Source organism: Haladaptatus sp. AB618, from assembly GCF_024136965.1.
In the GTDB taxonomy this organism is placed as follows: Archaea; Halobacteriota; Halobacteria; order Halobacteriales; family Haladaptataceae; genus Haladaptatus.
In genome coordinates, this window is the sequence record NZ_JAMYJX010000001.1 from 231,679 (window position 1) to 246,745 (window position 15,067).

Sequence of the window (15,067 nt, forward strand, 5' to 3'; positions counted from 1 at the left end):
ACTACAGCCAGAGGTCCAATCCGGTCGGTTGGTCGCGTTCCCGAACGAGCGGTTCCTCGAACGTTCGCATGTACAGTTCCCCGGCGAACACCGTCGCGGAATCGAGGTGTCCGGCGAGCGTCTGTCCCGAACGTCGTGAAAGGACGGCGTGCGTGTGTGCGAACCGCTCGCCGTCGAGTAGCGAGATGTTGCCGACACAGGACGCGACTTCGAGCGGCTCGTCGAACTGAACCTCCCGGTACTCTTTCTCGTCCTGGTCGTAGTACCAGATGTCCGCATCCTGCACCGCGCCCATCGCGATGAACCACGCAGCGTCGACGTCCTCGTCGTCGGCAAGCGATTCTATTTCGGCGCGCCAGTCCGCACCGTGCCCGAGCCGGGCGACGAACTCCTGTTCACTGGCAACCTCCCGATAGTCCATGTCTGCATGAAACCGCGTGGGGAACAAAAAAGGTTCAGTCTCGTCCCCTCGCCCTACGGGTCGTCGGTACGGTTAGCTTTCCGACGTACGGTCCCATTTCCTGTCTGCATCCCTACCACTTCCTGTAGCTGTTCGGTAGGCACAAAAACGGGGATCGTGGAAAGAGGGCTGTTTGAGGGTCGAAACTGTTGGGGAACTACTGCCAGTCGGGGAGGGATGCAGTGTCCGTTACTCGCATGCAAATCCATGCATCCTCGCGGGATACATCTGCGATGACGAGTCGCTCCGTCTTCCCGTCATCGTCCACCGAGGCCATAACCTCGGAGTCGTTTGCAACCGACACCGACACTGCTGCCGTATCCGGCGTCATACTTTGAGAGTGTGTACCAAGGAATATAAGCGCACCGAAACGCTGATACTCAATACTATTTCTGATATGAATTTCTGAAAAAATGACTGGACTGGGTGGGTGTAGCGTTTGTAACGAAAATAATAGAACGTTACTCGGCCGATTTCACCGCCGTCTTTCATTTCTCAATGATATGTTCTATGACAAAAATAGCGAAAGAATCCGGGTTGAATATAATCCCGAATCTGGCGAACTGTGCAATAAACCCGCCGTTTAACACCGTAATGGTGGCAATCTCAAACGGTAAGTTTATCCACTATGATACACAAGCCGTTGATGGATGACAGATACTGACAACCTAACCCGTCGGCGGTTCCTACAGGCAACCGGGGGTGCGGCATCCGCTGCCGCGCTCGCTGGCTGTACTGGTGGCGGTGACGACAACGGTAACGGCGACAATACGAGCAACAACGGCGGCGGTGACGGCACCAGCAACGGTGGAGGAAACAACGGGAACGGTAACACGCTCCAGTTGCTCAACTCCACGATGACCACGCTCGACCCGGTCAAGGCGACCGACACGGCGTCCGGGACGGTCATTCAGCAGGTCTTCGACGGCCTGACGAACTATCCGAACGGCGAGATTGCCGTCGAAAATCTGATCGCTGACTCGCACGAGGTCTCCGACGACCAGAAGACCTACACGTTCAAACTCAAGGAGGGTGTGAAGTTCCACAACGGCAAGGAAGTCAAAGCGAAGGACTTCATCTACTCCTGGCGTCGCCTCGCCGAATCGAAGAACTCCCGTCGACAGTACTTCGTGCTCGACTCCATCGGCATCAAGCACGAGGAGACGACGAAGAAGTACAAGGATTCGGACGGTGAGGAACACAGCCTGACCGTCGCAAAGGCGGACTCCCTCGCGATCAAGGCGACGGACGACTACACGCTCGAAATCACGCTCGAAAAGCCGTTCCACGCCACGCTCGAAATGCTCGCCTACACGTCCTTCGCGGCGATTCCGGAAGGCATGATCGGCGACATCGACGGCTACGATGGCAAGGTGAAACAGACGAAGTTTGCGACGAAGAAACCCATCGGTGCCGGTCCGTTCGAGTTCGACCACTGGCAGACGGACGTCGAAGCCGCAGTCTCCAAGTTTGACGATTACTACGGCGACAAAGCGAAAGTCGACGGTATCCACTGGAACATCACGTCCGACCCGGACACGAGTTACACCTACGGTATCGTCAACAAGAACGCCGACATGGGGTACGGCAGCGGTATCATCCCGACATCGAAATACGATTCGAACAAGGTCAAAAACACGAAAGAAGACGACCTCGGTCGAACCGTCGGGAAGTACGGTCCCGTCGAAGGCAGTACGATGGACTACCTCGGCGTCTCCACGATCAACACCTACTACATGGGCTTCAACACGGACAACGTCCCGAAGCCTGTCCGACAGGCGATCGCCTACATCACTAATCAGGAGAAAATCGTCGACGAGATCTTCAAAGGCCGCGGGAAGGCCGCGTATCACTTCACGCCGCCGATGATCTACCCCGGTGGTGCGAAGGCCTACACGAAGCACGCGAAGAACAAGTACCCGTACGGCTACAACGAGCGCAATATCGAAAAGGCGAAGCAGATCATGAAGGACGCTGGCTACAGCCAGAGCAATAAGTTCAGCTTCACCTTCACCGTTTACCAGAGCTCCAGCACGTGGCCCGCGCTGGGTAAGCGTCTCCGTGACTTGCTCCAAACGGCGCACATCAACATGGAGATCAAGAAGACGCCGTTCAGCACGCTGCTCCAGCAGGGTCGACAGGGTAAGCTCGAAGGCTACTCGCTCGGGTGGGTCATGGACTGGCCAGCCCCGGACAACTTCCTCGGACTGCTCTACCCGCCACTGACGGACACGTCCCAGGATTCGCCACAGTCCTACACCAACTGGTCGGGTACCCCTGCCGCGAAGAAAGCGACCAACGCGTGGGAGACGGTGCAGGACAACACCGGTCCGACGAAGAAAGAAGGGAAGACTCGCGACGAAGCGTACATCAAGATGGAGGAAGCCAACTGGGAGGACGTCACCTTCCTGCCGATGTACCACGGTCTGTCCGAGCGCTTCTCCTACGAGTGGGTCGACGCGCCAAAGTTCGGCGGTGCTGGCTACAGCCGTCAGATGTACAACAACGTCGAACTCAGCAGCCGGAAATAAATAACCAAACTTCGGCGTTTATTTTTCTCCCAAACGTCCAGATAGCCGCGGCACTACTAGTGATTTTCCGTGAAATACTATCGCAAGACATAATGAGTGGAACGCGAAATACGTATCCGTATCAGCCATGAACGCGGTTACCATTGGGTGCAACCTACCGCACGACAAGATAACGTTTGACTGGGAGGTGGACTGGACAAAATGAGTCGATGGCGCTACTTCGCTCGCCGTCTAATACTGTCCATCCCTATTCTCATCTTCGGAACGACGATCACGTTCGTCGTCCTCCGAATGGGACCTCTCGACCCCGTCGGGGCGATTCTCGGTCCGACAGGAGATCCGCAAGCGTACAACAAGATATCGAATCAACTCGGCCTTAACAAGCCGTTATGGGAACAGTACGTCGACTACATGATCAACATGGCAACGTTCCATTTGGGCCGTTCGTGGGTTCTCCATCCGGATCAAACCGCCTACGGACTCATCGTATCGTATGCCCCCCGAACCCTCTGGTTGGGATTCTGGTCGGTTCTCATCGCCGTCTTCGTGGGAATCCCCCTCGGATTCTACGCCGGACTCAACCCGAACTCGGGAAGTGACTACTTCGCTTCGTTCGGTGGTATCGTATGGCGTGCGATGCCGAACTTCTGGCTCGCGCTGATCCTGATGGCAGTCCTTTCCCATTCACAAGACGTGTTGTTCGGGTTCAACTGGCAGAACTGGCTCGTTCATACGACCGTTACCGGCGTTCCGTTCCACGACTATCACGAGTTGACCAATCCGCATAACCTGCTAGCCGCCATCAAGAAGATCGCACCGGCGGCTATCGTTCTCGGTTCCGCATCGATGGGGAACGAGATGCGTATCGGTCGAACGGCAGTGCTGGAGACGGCGAACTCCAACTTCATCGAAACGGCGCGTGCGAAAGGTGTTCCGCCGCGCTCGCTCGTCTGGAAGCACATCTTCCGAAACGCCCTCATCCCGCTCGTTCCCATCATCACGGGCGAGGCGTTCCTGCTCATCGGTGGTTCAGTCATCGTCGAAACCGTGTTCAACATCAGCGGTATCGGCCGCCTGTTCTTCCAAGCAGTCATTCAGGGCGACTTGCCACTCGTCGGTTCGATGATGTTCATCTTCATCCTCATCGTCGTACTGATAAACATCCTACAGGACTTCCTGTACACGATCATCGACCCCCGTGTCGGTTACGACGGAGGTGCATAACATGAGTACCAATTCCGCTATTCGAGAGGAAAAATCCCTCCGCGAACGTATCGCAGACAACCCACGACCGGCGGCCCTCTGGTTCGCCGGATTCCTCGTGCTCCTCGCACTCGAATTCGGTGCGCTGTGGGGCATGATAATGGCAGTTCCGTGGAGCACGTTTGTCAATAAACTGGCGTTCCTCAAACCGATCGCCGCACCGTTTGCGACCTTCGGTGACGCATTGTCGGACTTGCCGACGCTGCTATCGAGGAGCATCTTCGACAACACCGGATGGCAATCGCCGTCCGGTGGGTGGAAAGGGACGTTTCTCGGATTGTCCCCGGCAGTCGTCTGGGCCATCCGCGTCGTCCTCATTTACGCCTACTCGCTCGCATTCCTGTACTGGATTTGGCGCGGCTATCTCACGTTCCGAGAGCACTATCGATACGCCGACTGGACGCCCCGTGACGACATGATCAACCGGTTCCGCAACCACACGTGGGGACTGTTCGGGTTCGTCGTCGTCTTCATGTTCGTCGTGATGGCGATTTTCGCGCCCGCACTCGGGCCGACGACCCTCGAACGTAACATCCAGGATCCGTACTCCCACCAGATCAAATACCTCGACAAGGATTCCAATCAGGTCAAGGAAGCCCTCGTCGGTGACGCCAACTCGGGTTCCCAATCGGAAGGTTCAAGCGGAAACGTCGGTCCGATGACCTACGACGACTACGGTCGATATCATCCGTTCGGCACGTTACCGACCGGTAAGGACTTATTTACCTTCATGATGCACGGCGCTCGCGTCTCGCTGTTCATCGGTCTCACGTCCATTATCGTGAGCGGTTTCATCGCAACGGCGTTCGCGCTCCTGACGGCGTACTACAAGGGTGCCGTCGATCTCTTGGTCGTCGTCGTCGGTGACTCGGTAATGTCGATTCCGCGCCTGCTACTCCTCATCCTGCTCTCGTACGTGCTGAAGGGTACGTGGCTCGGGAAGATTTACAACGGCGGCCTGTTGTTCGCACTGCTGTTCGCCGCAACTGGCTGGCCGTTCCTCTGGCGTGCAGTGCGTGGCCCCGCGATGCAGGTATCCGAACAGGAGTGGATCGACGCTGCAAAGAGCTTCGGACAGAGCCCGGTTACGACCATGAAGAAGCACATGGCTCCGTACATCCTCGGGTATCTGCTCGTCTACTCCTCGATGACGCTCGGCGGTATCATCATCTCCGTCGCAGCGCTGTCGTTCCTCGGTCTCGGTATCAACGCACCGACGCCGGAATGGGGTCGTGCAATAAGCGTCGGACAGACCTACACGACGACCGCCTCGTGGCACATCTCGCTCATTCCGGGTATACTCATCGTGCTCATCGTCACCGCGTTCAACGCGCTCGGTGACGGTATCCGTGACGCGGTCGACCCACAGAGCGAAACGGGTGACGACGGCGGTGCTGAAGTCGCCGCGACAGGAGGGAGTGGTGCATAATGGCGTCGAGCCACCAACCCACGTCCATCGCCGACAGGGAGCCGATTCTGTCGGTCGAAAACCTTCAGACGGCCTTCTTCACCGACAAAGAGGTCATCCGCGCCTGTGACGGCGTTTCGTTCGACATCAGACCTGGAGAGACGGTCGGTATCGTCGGCGAATCCGGGTCCGGAAAGAGCGTCACCGCACGCTCCATCATGGGCCTCATCAAATCGCCCGGACGCATCCTCGACGGTAGCATCCGTTTCAAGGACGAGGAACTGACGGGTAAATCCGAAAAGGAGTACCGACAGATTCGCGGCGGTGACATCGCGATGGTGTTCCAGGACCCACTGACGAGCCTGAACCCCGTCTACAGCGTCGGGAACCAGATCAAGGAGGCACTTCGTCTCCATCAAGATATGACCGGAACTGCGGCAACCAAGGAGGCGATCAACCTCCTCGAAGCGGTCGGTATCCCCGACGCCGGTCGCCGCATCAAGGAGTACCCACACGAGTTCTCCGGCGGGATGCGTCAGCGGGCGGTCATCGCCATGGCGCTCGCGTGTGACCCCGAACTGCTCATCTGTGACGAGCCAACGACGGCGCTCGACGTGACGATTCAGGCCCAAATCCTCGAACTGCTGGATGAACTCCAGGAGGAACGCGACCTCGCGATCATGTTCATCACGCACGACATGGGCGTCATCGCGGAAATCGCCGACCGCGTGAACGTCATGTACGCGGGCGAAATCATCGAAAGTGCGCCCGTCGTGGAACTGTTCGAGAACCCACGACACCCGTACACCCGTGGTCTGCTGCGAAGCATCCCGGGCAACGCCCCCGAATCGGACCGCCTCGTCACCATCGAGGGTGACGTTCCGACGCCGAACGAACCCGCCACGTACTGTCGATTCGCGCCTCGATGTCCCGAGGCGTTCGACTCGTGCGATTCGGTTCACCCGGTCCCGGTCGAAGTCAACGAGAACGCGGACAGGCACACTGCGGCGTGTCTCCTGTATCCCGAAGACGTGTCACAATCAGAAGCCATCGACGTGCATCGCAATATGGCAACCGAAAGTGAGGACAAACTATGAGCGAAGTACAGAAGAGCAAATCCCCGTCGGTCGAGACAGGCGAAACGCTCGTGGAAATCAACGAGCTGAAAACCTACTACGGCGAGGGTGGTCTCATCGACTCGACTCCCGTCAAAGCTGTTGACGGTGTCTCTGTCGATATTCAACGCGGCGAAACGCTCGGGTTGGTCGGCGAATCCGGCTGTGGAAAATCGACGCTCGGCCGGACGCTCATCCAACTGGAGGAAGCGACGTCCGGCGAAGTGCTGTTCGACGGCACCGACATCACCCAACTGTCGGGCAAAGACCTCAAAAACTGGCGACGAAACAGCCAGATGGTCTTTCAGGACCCCGAGTCCAGCCTCAACGACCGGATGACGGTCGGCGAAATCATCCGCGAACCGCTCGACGTTCACGATTGGAAGACGCCGCGGGAGCGTCGGGAACACGTCCGTGAACTACTGGACGTCGTCGGACTCCAACCCGAACACTACTACCGCTACCCGCACCAGTTCTCGGGCGGCCAGCGCCAGCGTGTCGGCATCGCCCGCGCGCTCGCGCTCGAACCGGAGTTCATCGTGCTGGACGAACCCGTCTCGGCGCTGGACGTCTCCGTGCAGGCACAAATCCTCAACCTGCTCGAAGACCTGCAGGACGAGTTCGGCCTGACGTATCTGTTCATCGCCCACGACCTCTCCGTGGTTCGGCACATCTGTGACCGTGTCGCCGTGATGTATCTCGGTCACATAATGGAACTCGGACCGACGGAGGAGTTGTTCGAGAACCCGAAAAACCCGTACACGATTTCGCTCCTCTCGGCGATTCCGGACCCGGACCCGACGGCCCGCGGTGAGCGAGTCACGCTTCGCGGGACTCCACCGAGTCCGCGTGACCCCCCGAAAGGCTGTCCGTTCAGTACACGCTGTCCGATGAAGATTCGACCGGAGGAGTTCCAAGACATGGACGACGACCTCTGGGTCAACATCGAAATCTTCCGCGAAGTCGTTCGCGAACGTTCCCGCGCCGAACGTTCGATGACCGATCAGGTGAAGGAGATTCTCGGCATGGATACTCGGTTCTCCGACATCAGTGAGATCCAACAGGAGTTGTTCACCGATGTGGAAGTGCCGCAGAAAGTCCAACAGCACATCGACGAAGCGTCGGGCTACATCGAGAACAACGACGAAGAGCAAGCGCGCGAGTATCTCCGCGACGTGTTCGGAAGCGTCTGTGACTCGGACTCGCCCAGCGACAACGTCGTGAGCGACTCCGGTCGCTTCAGCCACTGTCACCGTCATCTCGAATCGTACGAGGAGCCGGACGAATTCACGCCCTACACGATGCGGTAATGGCCGAACCAGACCAGTCCCCTCGGCGGTTTCGACAGGCGATCGACGCGCTCGTCTACGCGATCGTGGTGACTGGGTTGGTCTTCTTTATCGGCGCTGTCGTCTGTTTCACGCTCGGTAGCGATCTCGTCGGCGTGAAGTACTTCCTGTTTCTCGTCGGTATCTTGCTGTTCGGATACGGCACGTTCGCGCTCTATCCCTCCCGTCGGTGGAAGGTAGACCGGTCGGAGGGACGCGTCGACGTCGATCGGAACACGGAGACCGGTGAGGCCATCGGTGCGCGTGAGGAGACCCGATTTCAGTCGGCGGTACAGCGGGTCCCGCCGCTCCCGCAGTACTCCATCCCGCCCGAGGAACGCCTCTCACCCGGTGCGAAGTTGTTCATCGCCAGCCTTTTCGTTCTCCTCGCGTCGTTTCTCATGGAAGCCGTCTTCGGCGTTGGCGTGTAACAACAGTTTTTACCGTTTCGGAACCTGACATGGCTGTATGCCAGAGACCGGTGACGAAGGCGGAAACTATGCCGAGCGTATCGCGGCCAACGCCGACGCGGAGAAGGACGCATGGGGGATGACGCTCGAAGACATGAACGCGATGGCGGACGAACTCGAATCCGACGGGTGGAACGTCGTCGAAGTGGCTGCAACTCATACGGCCCCGGAAAACAAGGACGCTGGCGACACCGACCGGTTCGGGTTCGTCTACGTCATTCCGGACAACTATGCTGACGACCTCCGCGAGGCGGTCGAAGCGGGGACGTTCCCACAATATCGAGTCTTCCGCAAGGAGGTCAGTTCGCGTGTGTTCATGCTCACACAGTTTCTCGACCCCGACACCGAAACGGTGATCCTTCTCGCCGGAACCTACGAGATGATGCACGCACCCGGCTTGGTGAAAAACGCCATGAACGAGGACGAGATGTTCAGCTACGTCCAGACGTTGGACGGTACCGTCCACGGGACGTTCCGCCACGACGATTACACCAAGTTCTTCCCGAACCCGGAGAAGTACGAGAACTACGTCGTCGAGTCGCCGGTCGGCGATCACCACGAAGAATAGCTCCCGCCTCGTTTTTCCGGTGCTGAAGTCCCGGTTTCGGAGTCTCAGTCCGAATTTCACCCCTCACGCTTCGTAGGGTACAAGAAGGGTGAAACCGTATCCGGCGCGTATGAACGTTGCCGAAGCGATGACTCCCAGGTCTGATGTGGTTACTGTCGAGCTTCCGGGCACACGCGACGACGTGCTCGATTACTTGCAGGAACTGTCGTTTTCCTCCGTCCCTGTCGTTAAACAGACGGATGACGGCGAACAGTACCGTGGCCTCATATCGCGCGATGTCCTCATCGAGAATCCTGACGAAGACCAACTCGCCATCCTGATGCGGGATGTCGCGACAACGACACAGGACGCGTCCATCGAGGACGTTGCCGCCCTGATGTTGGAGGAACAAACCCGACGTGTCCCAGTCGTGGACGGCGAACTCGAAGGAATCGTCACCGTCACCGACGTCGTCCGAGCCATCGCCGAGAGCGAAGCCAACGGCGATACGGAAGTCGGCGAACTGGCGAGCCCTGACGTGAACACCTGCTACGTCGAGACGCCGCTGACGGTCGCCGAACGCGAAATCTACTACGCGAACGTGCCCTATGCGGTCACGCTCAACGAAGAAGGTGATATGGACGGTATCCTCACCGAAGTCGATATCATCGAAGTCGCGCGCGTGGTCGAAGGTGAGGACGACACCGGCGGCAGTATCGCGAACGAGGACGACGCGTGGATGTGGGAAGGAATCAAATCGGTCGGAAACAGCTACATCCCGACGCGAAACGTCCAAATCCCGTCCGCACCCGTCAGCGAGTTCATGACGGAGGACGTGGTGACGGTCTCGAAGCACAAGAAAGCGCGAGAGGTCGCCCAGACGATGCTCACGAACGATATCGAACAGGTCCCGCTCGTCAGCGGTGACCAACTCATCGGTATCGTCCGAGACGTGAACTTGTTGGAGGCGCTAAAATGACGGATCTGGTAGAACTCGCCAAACGGCGTGGGTTCTTCTTCCAATCGTCGGAAGCCTACGGCGGTGTATCGGGATTCTACGTCTACGGTCCGCAGGGCGCGGCACTCAAACGAAACATCGAGGACTCGTGGCGTGACCGCTTTCAGGTACAGGAGGGCCACCGCGAAATCGAAGCGCCGACGATCATGCCCGAACCCGTCTTCGAGGCATCGGGCCATCTCGACGGCTTCGACGACATGCTGGTCGAGTGCCCGGAGTGTGGCGAGAGCCACCGCGCCGACCACCTCATCGAGGACAACACGGACATCGAGGACGCGGAAGCCCTGCCGCTCGAAGAGGTCGGCGAACTCATCGCCGACAACGACCTCCACTGTCCGACCTGTGATACCCCGCTCGCGGGCGAACCGGTCGAGGATTTCAACCTCATGTTCGAGACGGACATCGGCCCCGGTTCGGGCCAACCTGGCTACCTGCGCCCGGAGACGGCACAGGGTATCTTCGTGGAATTTCCGCGGCTCAAGGAGTACGCCCGCAACAGCCTCCCGTTCGGTATCTCCCAGATTGGGAAGGCGTACCGGAACGAAATCAGCCCCCGGAAATCCATCATTCGGGTCCGTGAGTTCACGCAAGCCGAACTCGAACACTTCATCGACCCCGAAACCGACGAACCGCCGCTCCATCTGGTCGAGGACATCGAGGTGACGCTGTACTCCGCCGTCGAGCAGAACGCCGACGAAGGCGAGTACATCTACACGACCATCGGCGAGGCGGTCGACGAGGGTATCATCGCCAGCGACTGGATCGCCTACTACCTCGGCGTCGGCCAAGAGTGGTACGAGCGAATCGGCGTGGACATGGACCGCTTCCGGTTCCGCCAACACCTCGAAGGCGAACGGGCACACTATTCGAGCGACTGTTGGGACGCCGAAGCGGAAATCGACGGCGACTGGGTGGAGATAACCGGCTACTCCTACCGGAGCGACTACGACCTCTCGAAACACGACACCTACTCCGACGAGGACTTCACCCTCTTCCGGCAGTACGACGAACCGAAAGTGGTCGAACGTGCGACCGTCGACCCCGACATGAGTTATCTCGGTCCCGAATTCGGCGGGGCGGCCGCCGACATCGCCGAGGCGCTCCAGACCCTCGCGGAACGCGACCGCACCGCGTTCGACGGCGACGAGGTAACCGTCGAAGCCGACGGCGACTCCTACACGGTTCCGGTCGAGAAAACCGGATTCAGCGTCGACGAAGTCAAGGAATCCGGCGAGCACATCACGCCGCACGTCGTCGAACCGTCCATCGGTATCGGTCGTGTGCTCTACACCGTCCTCGACCACGCGTACCAGACGGACGAGATCGAAGGCGAGACGCGAACACGGTTGGCCCTCGAACCCGAACTCGCGCCGACGACGGTCGGCGTCTTCCCGCTCATGGACAAGGACGGTATGGGCGAGCAGGCTCGGGAAATCGCGACCGAACTCAGAACGCACGGCTTCGACGCTACCTACGACGATTCGGGTAACATCGGCCGTCGGTATCGCCGACAAGACGAAGTCGGCACGCCGTTCTGTGTGACGGTCGATTACGAAGGGTTGGAAGACGGCACCGTGACCCTCCGTGAACGGGATTCGACCGAACAGGTCCGCGTTGCCGTCTCCGACCTTCCGGATCTCCTCGCTGAACTCCGGAGCGGTGACCGCGCCTTCTCGGACCTCTAACCGTGTCGGGCGAAGTCAAGCGCAGACTGGTACACGTCAGCGGAACCGGACTCCCGGCGCTGTACTTGTTGGGCCTGCTGACGTGGCAGCAACTGCGCTGGCTTCTCCTCGTCGGTTCGGGTGTCGCGCTCGTCCTCGAAATCCTTCGCTTGTTCGTCGGTCTCGACTGGCAGATTTACGACGAACTCACGCGTTCGTACGAACAGGACAACCTCGCGGGGTACGCGCTGTACTTCTTCGGAATGACGGCGACTGCGTTGGTGTTCGAACCCCGAATCGCCATCCCGGCGATGCTCATGCTGACCATCGCGGATCCTATCAGCGGCCTTATCGGATCCGGTGAACTGGGAATCAAAGCGGCTCACACCCTTCTCGTCACGTTTGCCGTCTGTCTCCTCATCGCGTCCGTCCTCGGACTGCCGTTCCCCGCCGCCGTACTCGGCGCAATCGCGGCGACCCTCGCGGACGGCGTGAAACCCGTCATCGCGGGCTACGTTATCGACGACAACCTCACCATTCCGCTCGGTGCCGCCGTGGCCATCTTCATCGCGCTTCGATATCTGCCGATGCTGTTCTAATTCTCTCACCTCTCGGGTCGTCGTGGTTCCGTCTTCCCGTATAAACCTTCGCCGACCACTTTCACCTCGCTACACGAACCCTTTAACCGAATGACGACCAAACTCACGACGAATGGCGACCACGGACACGGAACAGAACTACGTGGAACACCCCTATCTCGCTCCCTCGTTCATCGAGCGGCGACTCTACCAGATTCAACTCGCCGGAACCGCACGCAACGATCACACGCTCGTCTGTCTCCCGACAGGGTTGGGAAAGACGACGGTTAGCCTACTCGTCACGGCGGAGCGGTTCAACGAGGTGGGTGGCAAGTCCCTCTTCCTCGCGCCGACGAAACCGCTGGTGAACCAGCACGCGGATTTCTATCGGCAAGCCCTCTCGATACCCGACGAGGACATCGTCGTGTTCACCGGCGAGGTCCGCCCGGACGAGCGCTCGAAGTTGTGGAAGTCGGCGAAAGTCATCATCGCCACGCCACAGGTCGTGGAGAACGACATCGTCGGCGGGCGAATCGACCTCGGTCCGGTGACTCACATCACCTTCGACGAGTGTCATCGCGCGACCGGCGACTACGCGTACAACTACATTGCCGAGCGCTACCACTCGGACGCACACGACCCGCTCGTTACCGGGATGAGCGCATCGCCAGGCGGCGACAAGGAGTCGATCATGGAGGTGTGTGAAAACCTCGGCCTGCATGAAGTCGAGGTGATGACTGAGGACGACAGCGACGTTTCGACGTACACCCACGACACGGACGTGGAATGGGTCCGCGTACAACTCCCCGACAACATCATCGAAATCCGGGATGCGCTGAACGAGGTCATCAAGGACCGGTTGGAACGCCTGAAAACTCTCGGCGTCATCAACACGACGCGACCTGACGTGTCCCAAAAGGACCTGAACAAGGTTCGCGGCGAGTTGCAGAAACTCATCAACAACGACCAGTCGGAGGGGTACAAGGGCATGTCCGCACACGCGGAGGTGATGAAACTCCGCCGCGCGGTCGAACTCGCGGAGACCCAGAGCGTCGAATCCCTCCGCCGGTATTTCGAACGCCAACGCAACGCCGCCCGCTCATCCGGTGCGTCGAAGGCGAGCCAGCGGTTCGTCTCCGACCCCAAGGTACAGGAGGCGATGCGGAAGGCGACCCAGTACGACGACCGACATCCCAAGTTCCGCAAGGCACACACCTACCTCGCCCAGACGCTCGTGGATGGCGGCCAGCGGATCATCGTCTTCACCGAATCGCGCGATACGGCCGAGACGCTGACGGAATTCTTCAACGAAAACTTCGACGCCCGGCGGTTCGTCGGACAGGGAGACAAGGACGGAAGCGACGGAATGACCCAGAAGGAACAGCAAGAGGCGCTCGACAACTTCCGGGCTGGCGAGTTCGAAGTGCTCGTCTCGACGTCCGTCGCGGAGGAAGGTCTGGACGTGCCGGAAGTGGATCTGGTGCTGTTTTACGAACCCGTCCCGACCGCGGTGCGTTCCATCCAGCGCAAAGGACGGACAGGTCGGCAGGCACAGGGACAAGTCGTCGTCCTGCTCGCAGAGGACACTCGCGACGAGGCGTACTTCTGGATCTCCAAGCGTCGGGAGGACGAGATGGAAGCCGAACTGCGGAAACTCAAGGGCGTCGCCAAGGAAGTCGAGGAGGAACTGGACGACTCACAGCAGACGCTCGGGTCGTTCGGCGGCGACGAGGACGGGGCGAGGGAAGTGAGCCACGGACTACAGGAGTTCGATACGAAGTCGGCGGACGACACGGGGGAGAAAAACGCCGACACCGACGATAGCGCGGACGCCGAAACCGACCCCGACGGCGTCGTGGCGACGGCACGCAAACGCGACAACTCCGACAACGTCGAAATCGTCGCCGATCAGCGCGAACTCGACGCGAACATCGCCCGTGACCTCTCCGCGCGGGACGGCGTGGACGTTCGCCTCGAAACGCTTGCCGTCGGTGACTACGTTCTGAGCGACCGGGTCGCAGTCGAGCGCAAATCGGTGAGCGACTTCCTTGATACGCTCGTCGGAAGCGACCGCTCGATGTTTGAGCAAGTCGGGGACATGAACCGCCACTACGCCCGCCCCGTCGTCATCATCGAAGGCGAGGATCTCTACGAACAGCGTAACGTCCACCCGAACGCGGTTCGCGGTGCAATCGCTTCGCTTGCAGTCGACTTCGGCGCGAGCGTCCTCCGAACCGAAGACGAGAAGGACACGACGGATTTGCTCGAAGTCATCGCCACGCGAGAGCAGGAGGTCGCACAGCGTGAGGTTTCGGTGCACGGTGACAAACACTCGAAGACGCTTTCCGAACAACAGGAGTACGTTGTCGCCTCCATCGCGGACATCGGTCCAGTCACTGCTCGTGCTTTGCTGGAAGCGTTCGGGTCGGTACAAGCGGTCATGACCGCTTCGAAAGGCGAGCTTATGGAGACACAGGGCGTCGGCGAGATAACCGCCGACCGAATCCGTGAGGTCGTGGCCGAGGCGTACGACCCGTAACCGGTGGTTACCACCCGACAGCAGTGGTGTCCACCGACCACATCCGTACAGTCGGCCAGCACGGCCTAAATCCGGTCATTTCCCGCTCGTATGGGACGAATGAACGTGGATAAACGTCCTGAACAGTCACTACGCTTTAATCTATC

Annotated in this window: 13 protein-coding genes; 11 read left to right on the forward strand and 2 right to left on the reverse strand. The window is 59.3% G+C overall.

Going from position 1 to position 15,067, the window contains the following annotated elements; translation table 11 throughout:
* Nucleotide 1: 1 nt before the first annotated feature.
* Both NKF26_RS01185 and NKF26_RS01190 read right to left on the reverse strand, forming a co-directional pair.
* Nucleotides 2-421 carry a PPC domain-containing DNA-binding protein gene (locus NKF26_RS01185; RefSeq protein ID WP_253233922.1) on the reverse strand — a complete coding sequence of 140 codons (420 nt, stop codon included), beginning with the start codon at nucleotides 419-421 and terminating at the stop codon, nucleotides 2-4.
* 196 nt (nucleotides 422-617) lie between these two features.
* A complete protein-coding gene (locus tag NKF26_RS01190; protein WP_253224913.1) occupies nucleotides 618-791 on the reverse strand; it encodes a hypothetical protein in 174 nt (57 codons plus the stop codon).
* 319 nt (nucleotides 792-1,110) lie between these two features.
* Here NKF26_RS01190 and NKF26_RS01195 point away from each other — a divergent pair, with 319 nt between their 5' ends.
* The 11 genes from NKF26_RS01195 to NKF26_RS01245 all read left to right on the forward strand — a co-directional run bounded on the left by NKF26_RS01195 (nucleotide 1,111) and on the right by NKF26_RS01245 (nucleotide 14,921).
* Complete coding sequence (locus NKF26_RS01195; RefSeq protein WP_253224914.1) at nucleotides 1,111-2,991, forward strand: ABC transporter substrate-binding protein; 1,881 nt, start codon at nucleotides 1,111-1,113, stop codon at nucleotides 2,989-2,991.
* A gap of 201 nt (nucleotides 2,992-3,192) precedes the next feature.
* Nucleotides 3,193-4,215, forward strand: a complete 1,023-nt coding sequence (locus NKF26_RS01200) for an ABC transporter permease (protein ID WP_253224915.1) — start codon at nucleotides 3,193-3,195, stop codon at nucleotides 4,213-4,215.
* 1 nt (nucleotide 4,216) lies between these two features.
* The gene (locus tag NKF26_RS01205; protein WP_253224916.1) at nucleotides 4,217-5,683 is read left to right on the forward strand and encodes an ABC transporter permease; all 1,467 of its coding nucleotides are present in this window, start codon (nucleotides 4,217-4,219) and stop codon (nucleotides 5,681-5,683) included.
* Nucleotides 5,683-6,759 carry an ABC transporter ATP-binding protein gene (locus NKF26_RS01210; RefSeq protein WP_253224917.1) on the forward strand — a complete coding sequence of 359 codons (1,077 nt, stop codon included), beginning with the start codon at nucleotides 5,683-5,685 and terminating at the stop codon, nucleotides 6,757-6,759. Before NKF26_RS01205 ends, NKF26_RS01210 begins: the two co-directional genes overlap by 1 nt.
* The gene (locus NKF26_RS01215; RefSeq protein WP_253224918.1) at nucleotides 6,756-8,087 is read left to right on the forward strand and encodes an ABC transporter ATP-binding protein; all 1,332 of its coding nucleotides are present in this window, start codon (nucleotides 6,756-6,758) and stop codon (nucleotides 8,085-8,087) included. The genes NKF26_RS01210 and NKF26_RS01215 overlap by 4 nt, the downstream gene beginning before the upstream one ends.
* A complete protein-coding gene (locus NKF26_RS01220; RefSeq protein ID WP_253224919.1) occupies nucleotides 8,087-8,536 on the forward strand; it encodes a hypothetical protein in 450 nt (149 codons plus the stop codon). Before NKF26_RS01215 ends, NKF26_RS01220 begins: the two co-directional genes overlap by 1 nt.
* A 37-nt stretch (nucleotides 8,537-8,573) precedes the next feature.
* Entirely contained in the window at nucleotides 8,574-9,143 is a 570-nt protein-coding gene (locus tag NKF26_RS01225; RefSeq protein ID WP_253224920.1) for a hypothetical protein, read from the forward strand.
* A 109-nt stretch (nucleotides 9,144-9,252) separates the two neighbouring features.
* Nucleotides 9,253-10,101 carry a CBS domain-containing protein gene (locus NKF26_RS01230; protein ID WP_253224921.1) on the forward strand — a complete coding sequence of 283 codons (849 nt, stop codon included), beginning with the start codon at nucleotides 9,253-9,255 and terminating at the stop codon, nucleotides 10,099-10,101.
* On the forward strand, nucleotides 10,098-11,825 hold the full coding sequence (glyS, locus tag NKF26_RS01235) for a glycine--tRNA ligase (protein ID WP_253224922.1): 1,728 nt from the start codon (nucleotides 10,098-10,100) through the stop codon (nucleotides 11,823-11,825). Before NKF26_RS01230 ends, glyS begins: the two co-directional genes overlap by 4 nt.
* 2 nt (nucleotides 11,826-11,827) lie before the next feature.
* Nucleotides 11,828-12,403, forward strand: a complete 576-nt coding sequence (locus NKF26_RS01240; RefSeq protein WP_253224923.1) for a dolichol kinase — start codon at nucleotides 11,828-11,830, stop codon at nucleotides 12,401-12,403.
* A 112-nt stretch (nucleotides 12,404-12,515) separates the two neighbouring features.
* A complete protein-coding gene (locus tag NKF26_RS01245; protein WP_253224924.1) occupies nucleotides 12,516-14,921 on the forward strand; it encodes a DEAD/DEAH box helicase in 2,406 nt (801 codons plus the stop codon).
* The last annotated feature ends 146 nt before the right edge of the window (nucleotides 14,922-15,067 follow it).

Coding starts and splice junctions, on each gene's coding strand:
- NKF26_RS01185 (WP_253233922.1), bottom strand. CDS start 421: ATGGACTATCGGGAGGTTGCCAGTGAACAGGAGTTCGTCGCCCGGCTC.
- NKF26_RS01190 (WP_253224913.1), bottom strand. CDS start 791: ATGACGCCGGATACGGCAGCAGTGTCGGTGTCGGTTGCAAACGACTCC.
- NKF26_RS01195 (WP_253224914.1), top strand. CDS start 1,111: ATGACAGATACTGACAACCTAACCCGTCGGCGGTTCCTACAGGCAACC.
- NKF26_RS01200 (WP_253224915.1), top strand. CDS start 3,193: ATGAGTCGATGGCGCTACTTCGCTCGCCGTCTAATACTGTCCATCCCT.
- NKF26_RS01205 (WP_253224916.1), top strand. CDS start 4,217: ATGAGTACCAATTCCGCTATTCGAGAGGAAAAATCCCTCCGCGAACGT.
- NKF26_RS01210 (WP_253224917.1), top strand. CDS start 5,683: ATGGCGTCGAGCCACCAACCCACGTCCATCGCCGACAGGGAGCCGATT.
- NKF26_RS01215 (WP_253224918.1), top strand. CDS start 6,756: ATGAGCGAAGTACAGAAGAGCAAATCCCCGTCGGTCGAGACAGGCGAA.
- NKF26_RS01220 (WP_253224919.1), top strand. CDS start 8,087: ATGGCCGAACCAGACCAGTCCCCTCGGCGGTTTCGACAGGCGATCGAC.
- NKF26_RS01225 (WP_253224920.1), top strand. CDS start 8,574: ATGCCAGAGACCGGTGACGAAGGCGGAAACTATGCCGAGCGTATCGCG.
- NKF26_RS01230 (WP_253224921.1), top strand. CDS start 9,253: ATGAACGTTGCCGAAGCGATGACTCCCAGGTCTGATGTGGTTACTGTC.
- glyS (WP_253224922.1), top strand. CDS start 10,098: ATGACGGATCTGGTAGAACTCGCCAAACGGCGTGGGTTCTTCTTCCAA.
- NKF26_RS01245 (WP_253224924.1), top strand. CDS start 12,516: ATGGCGACCACGGACACGGAACAGAACTACGTGGAACACCCCTATCTC.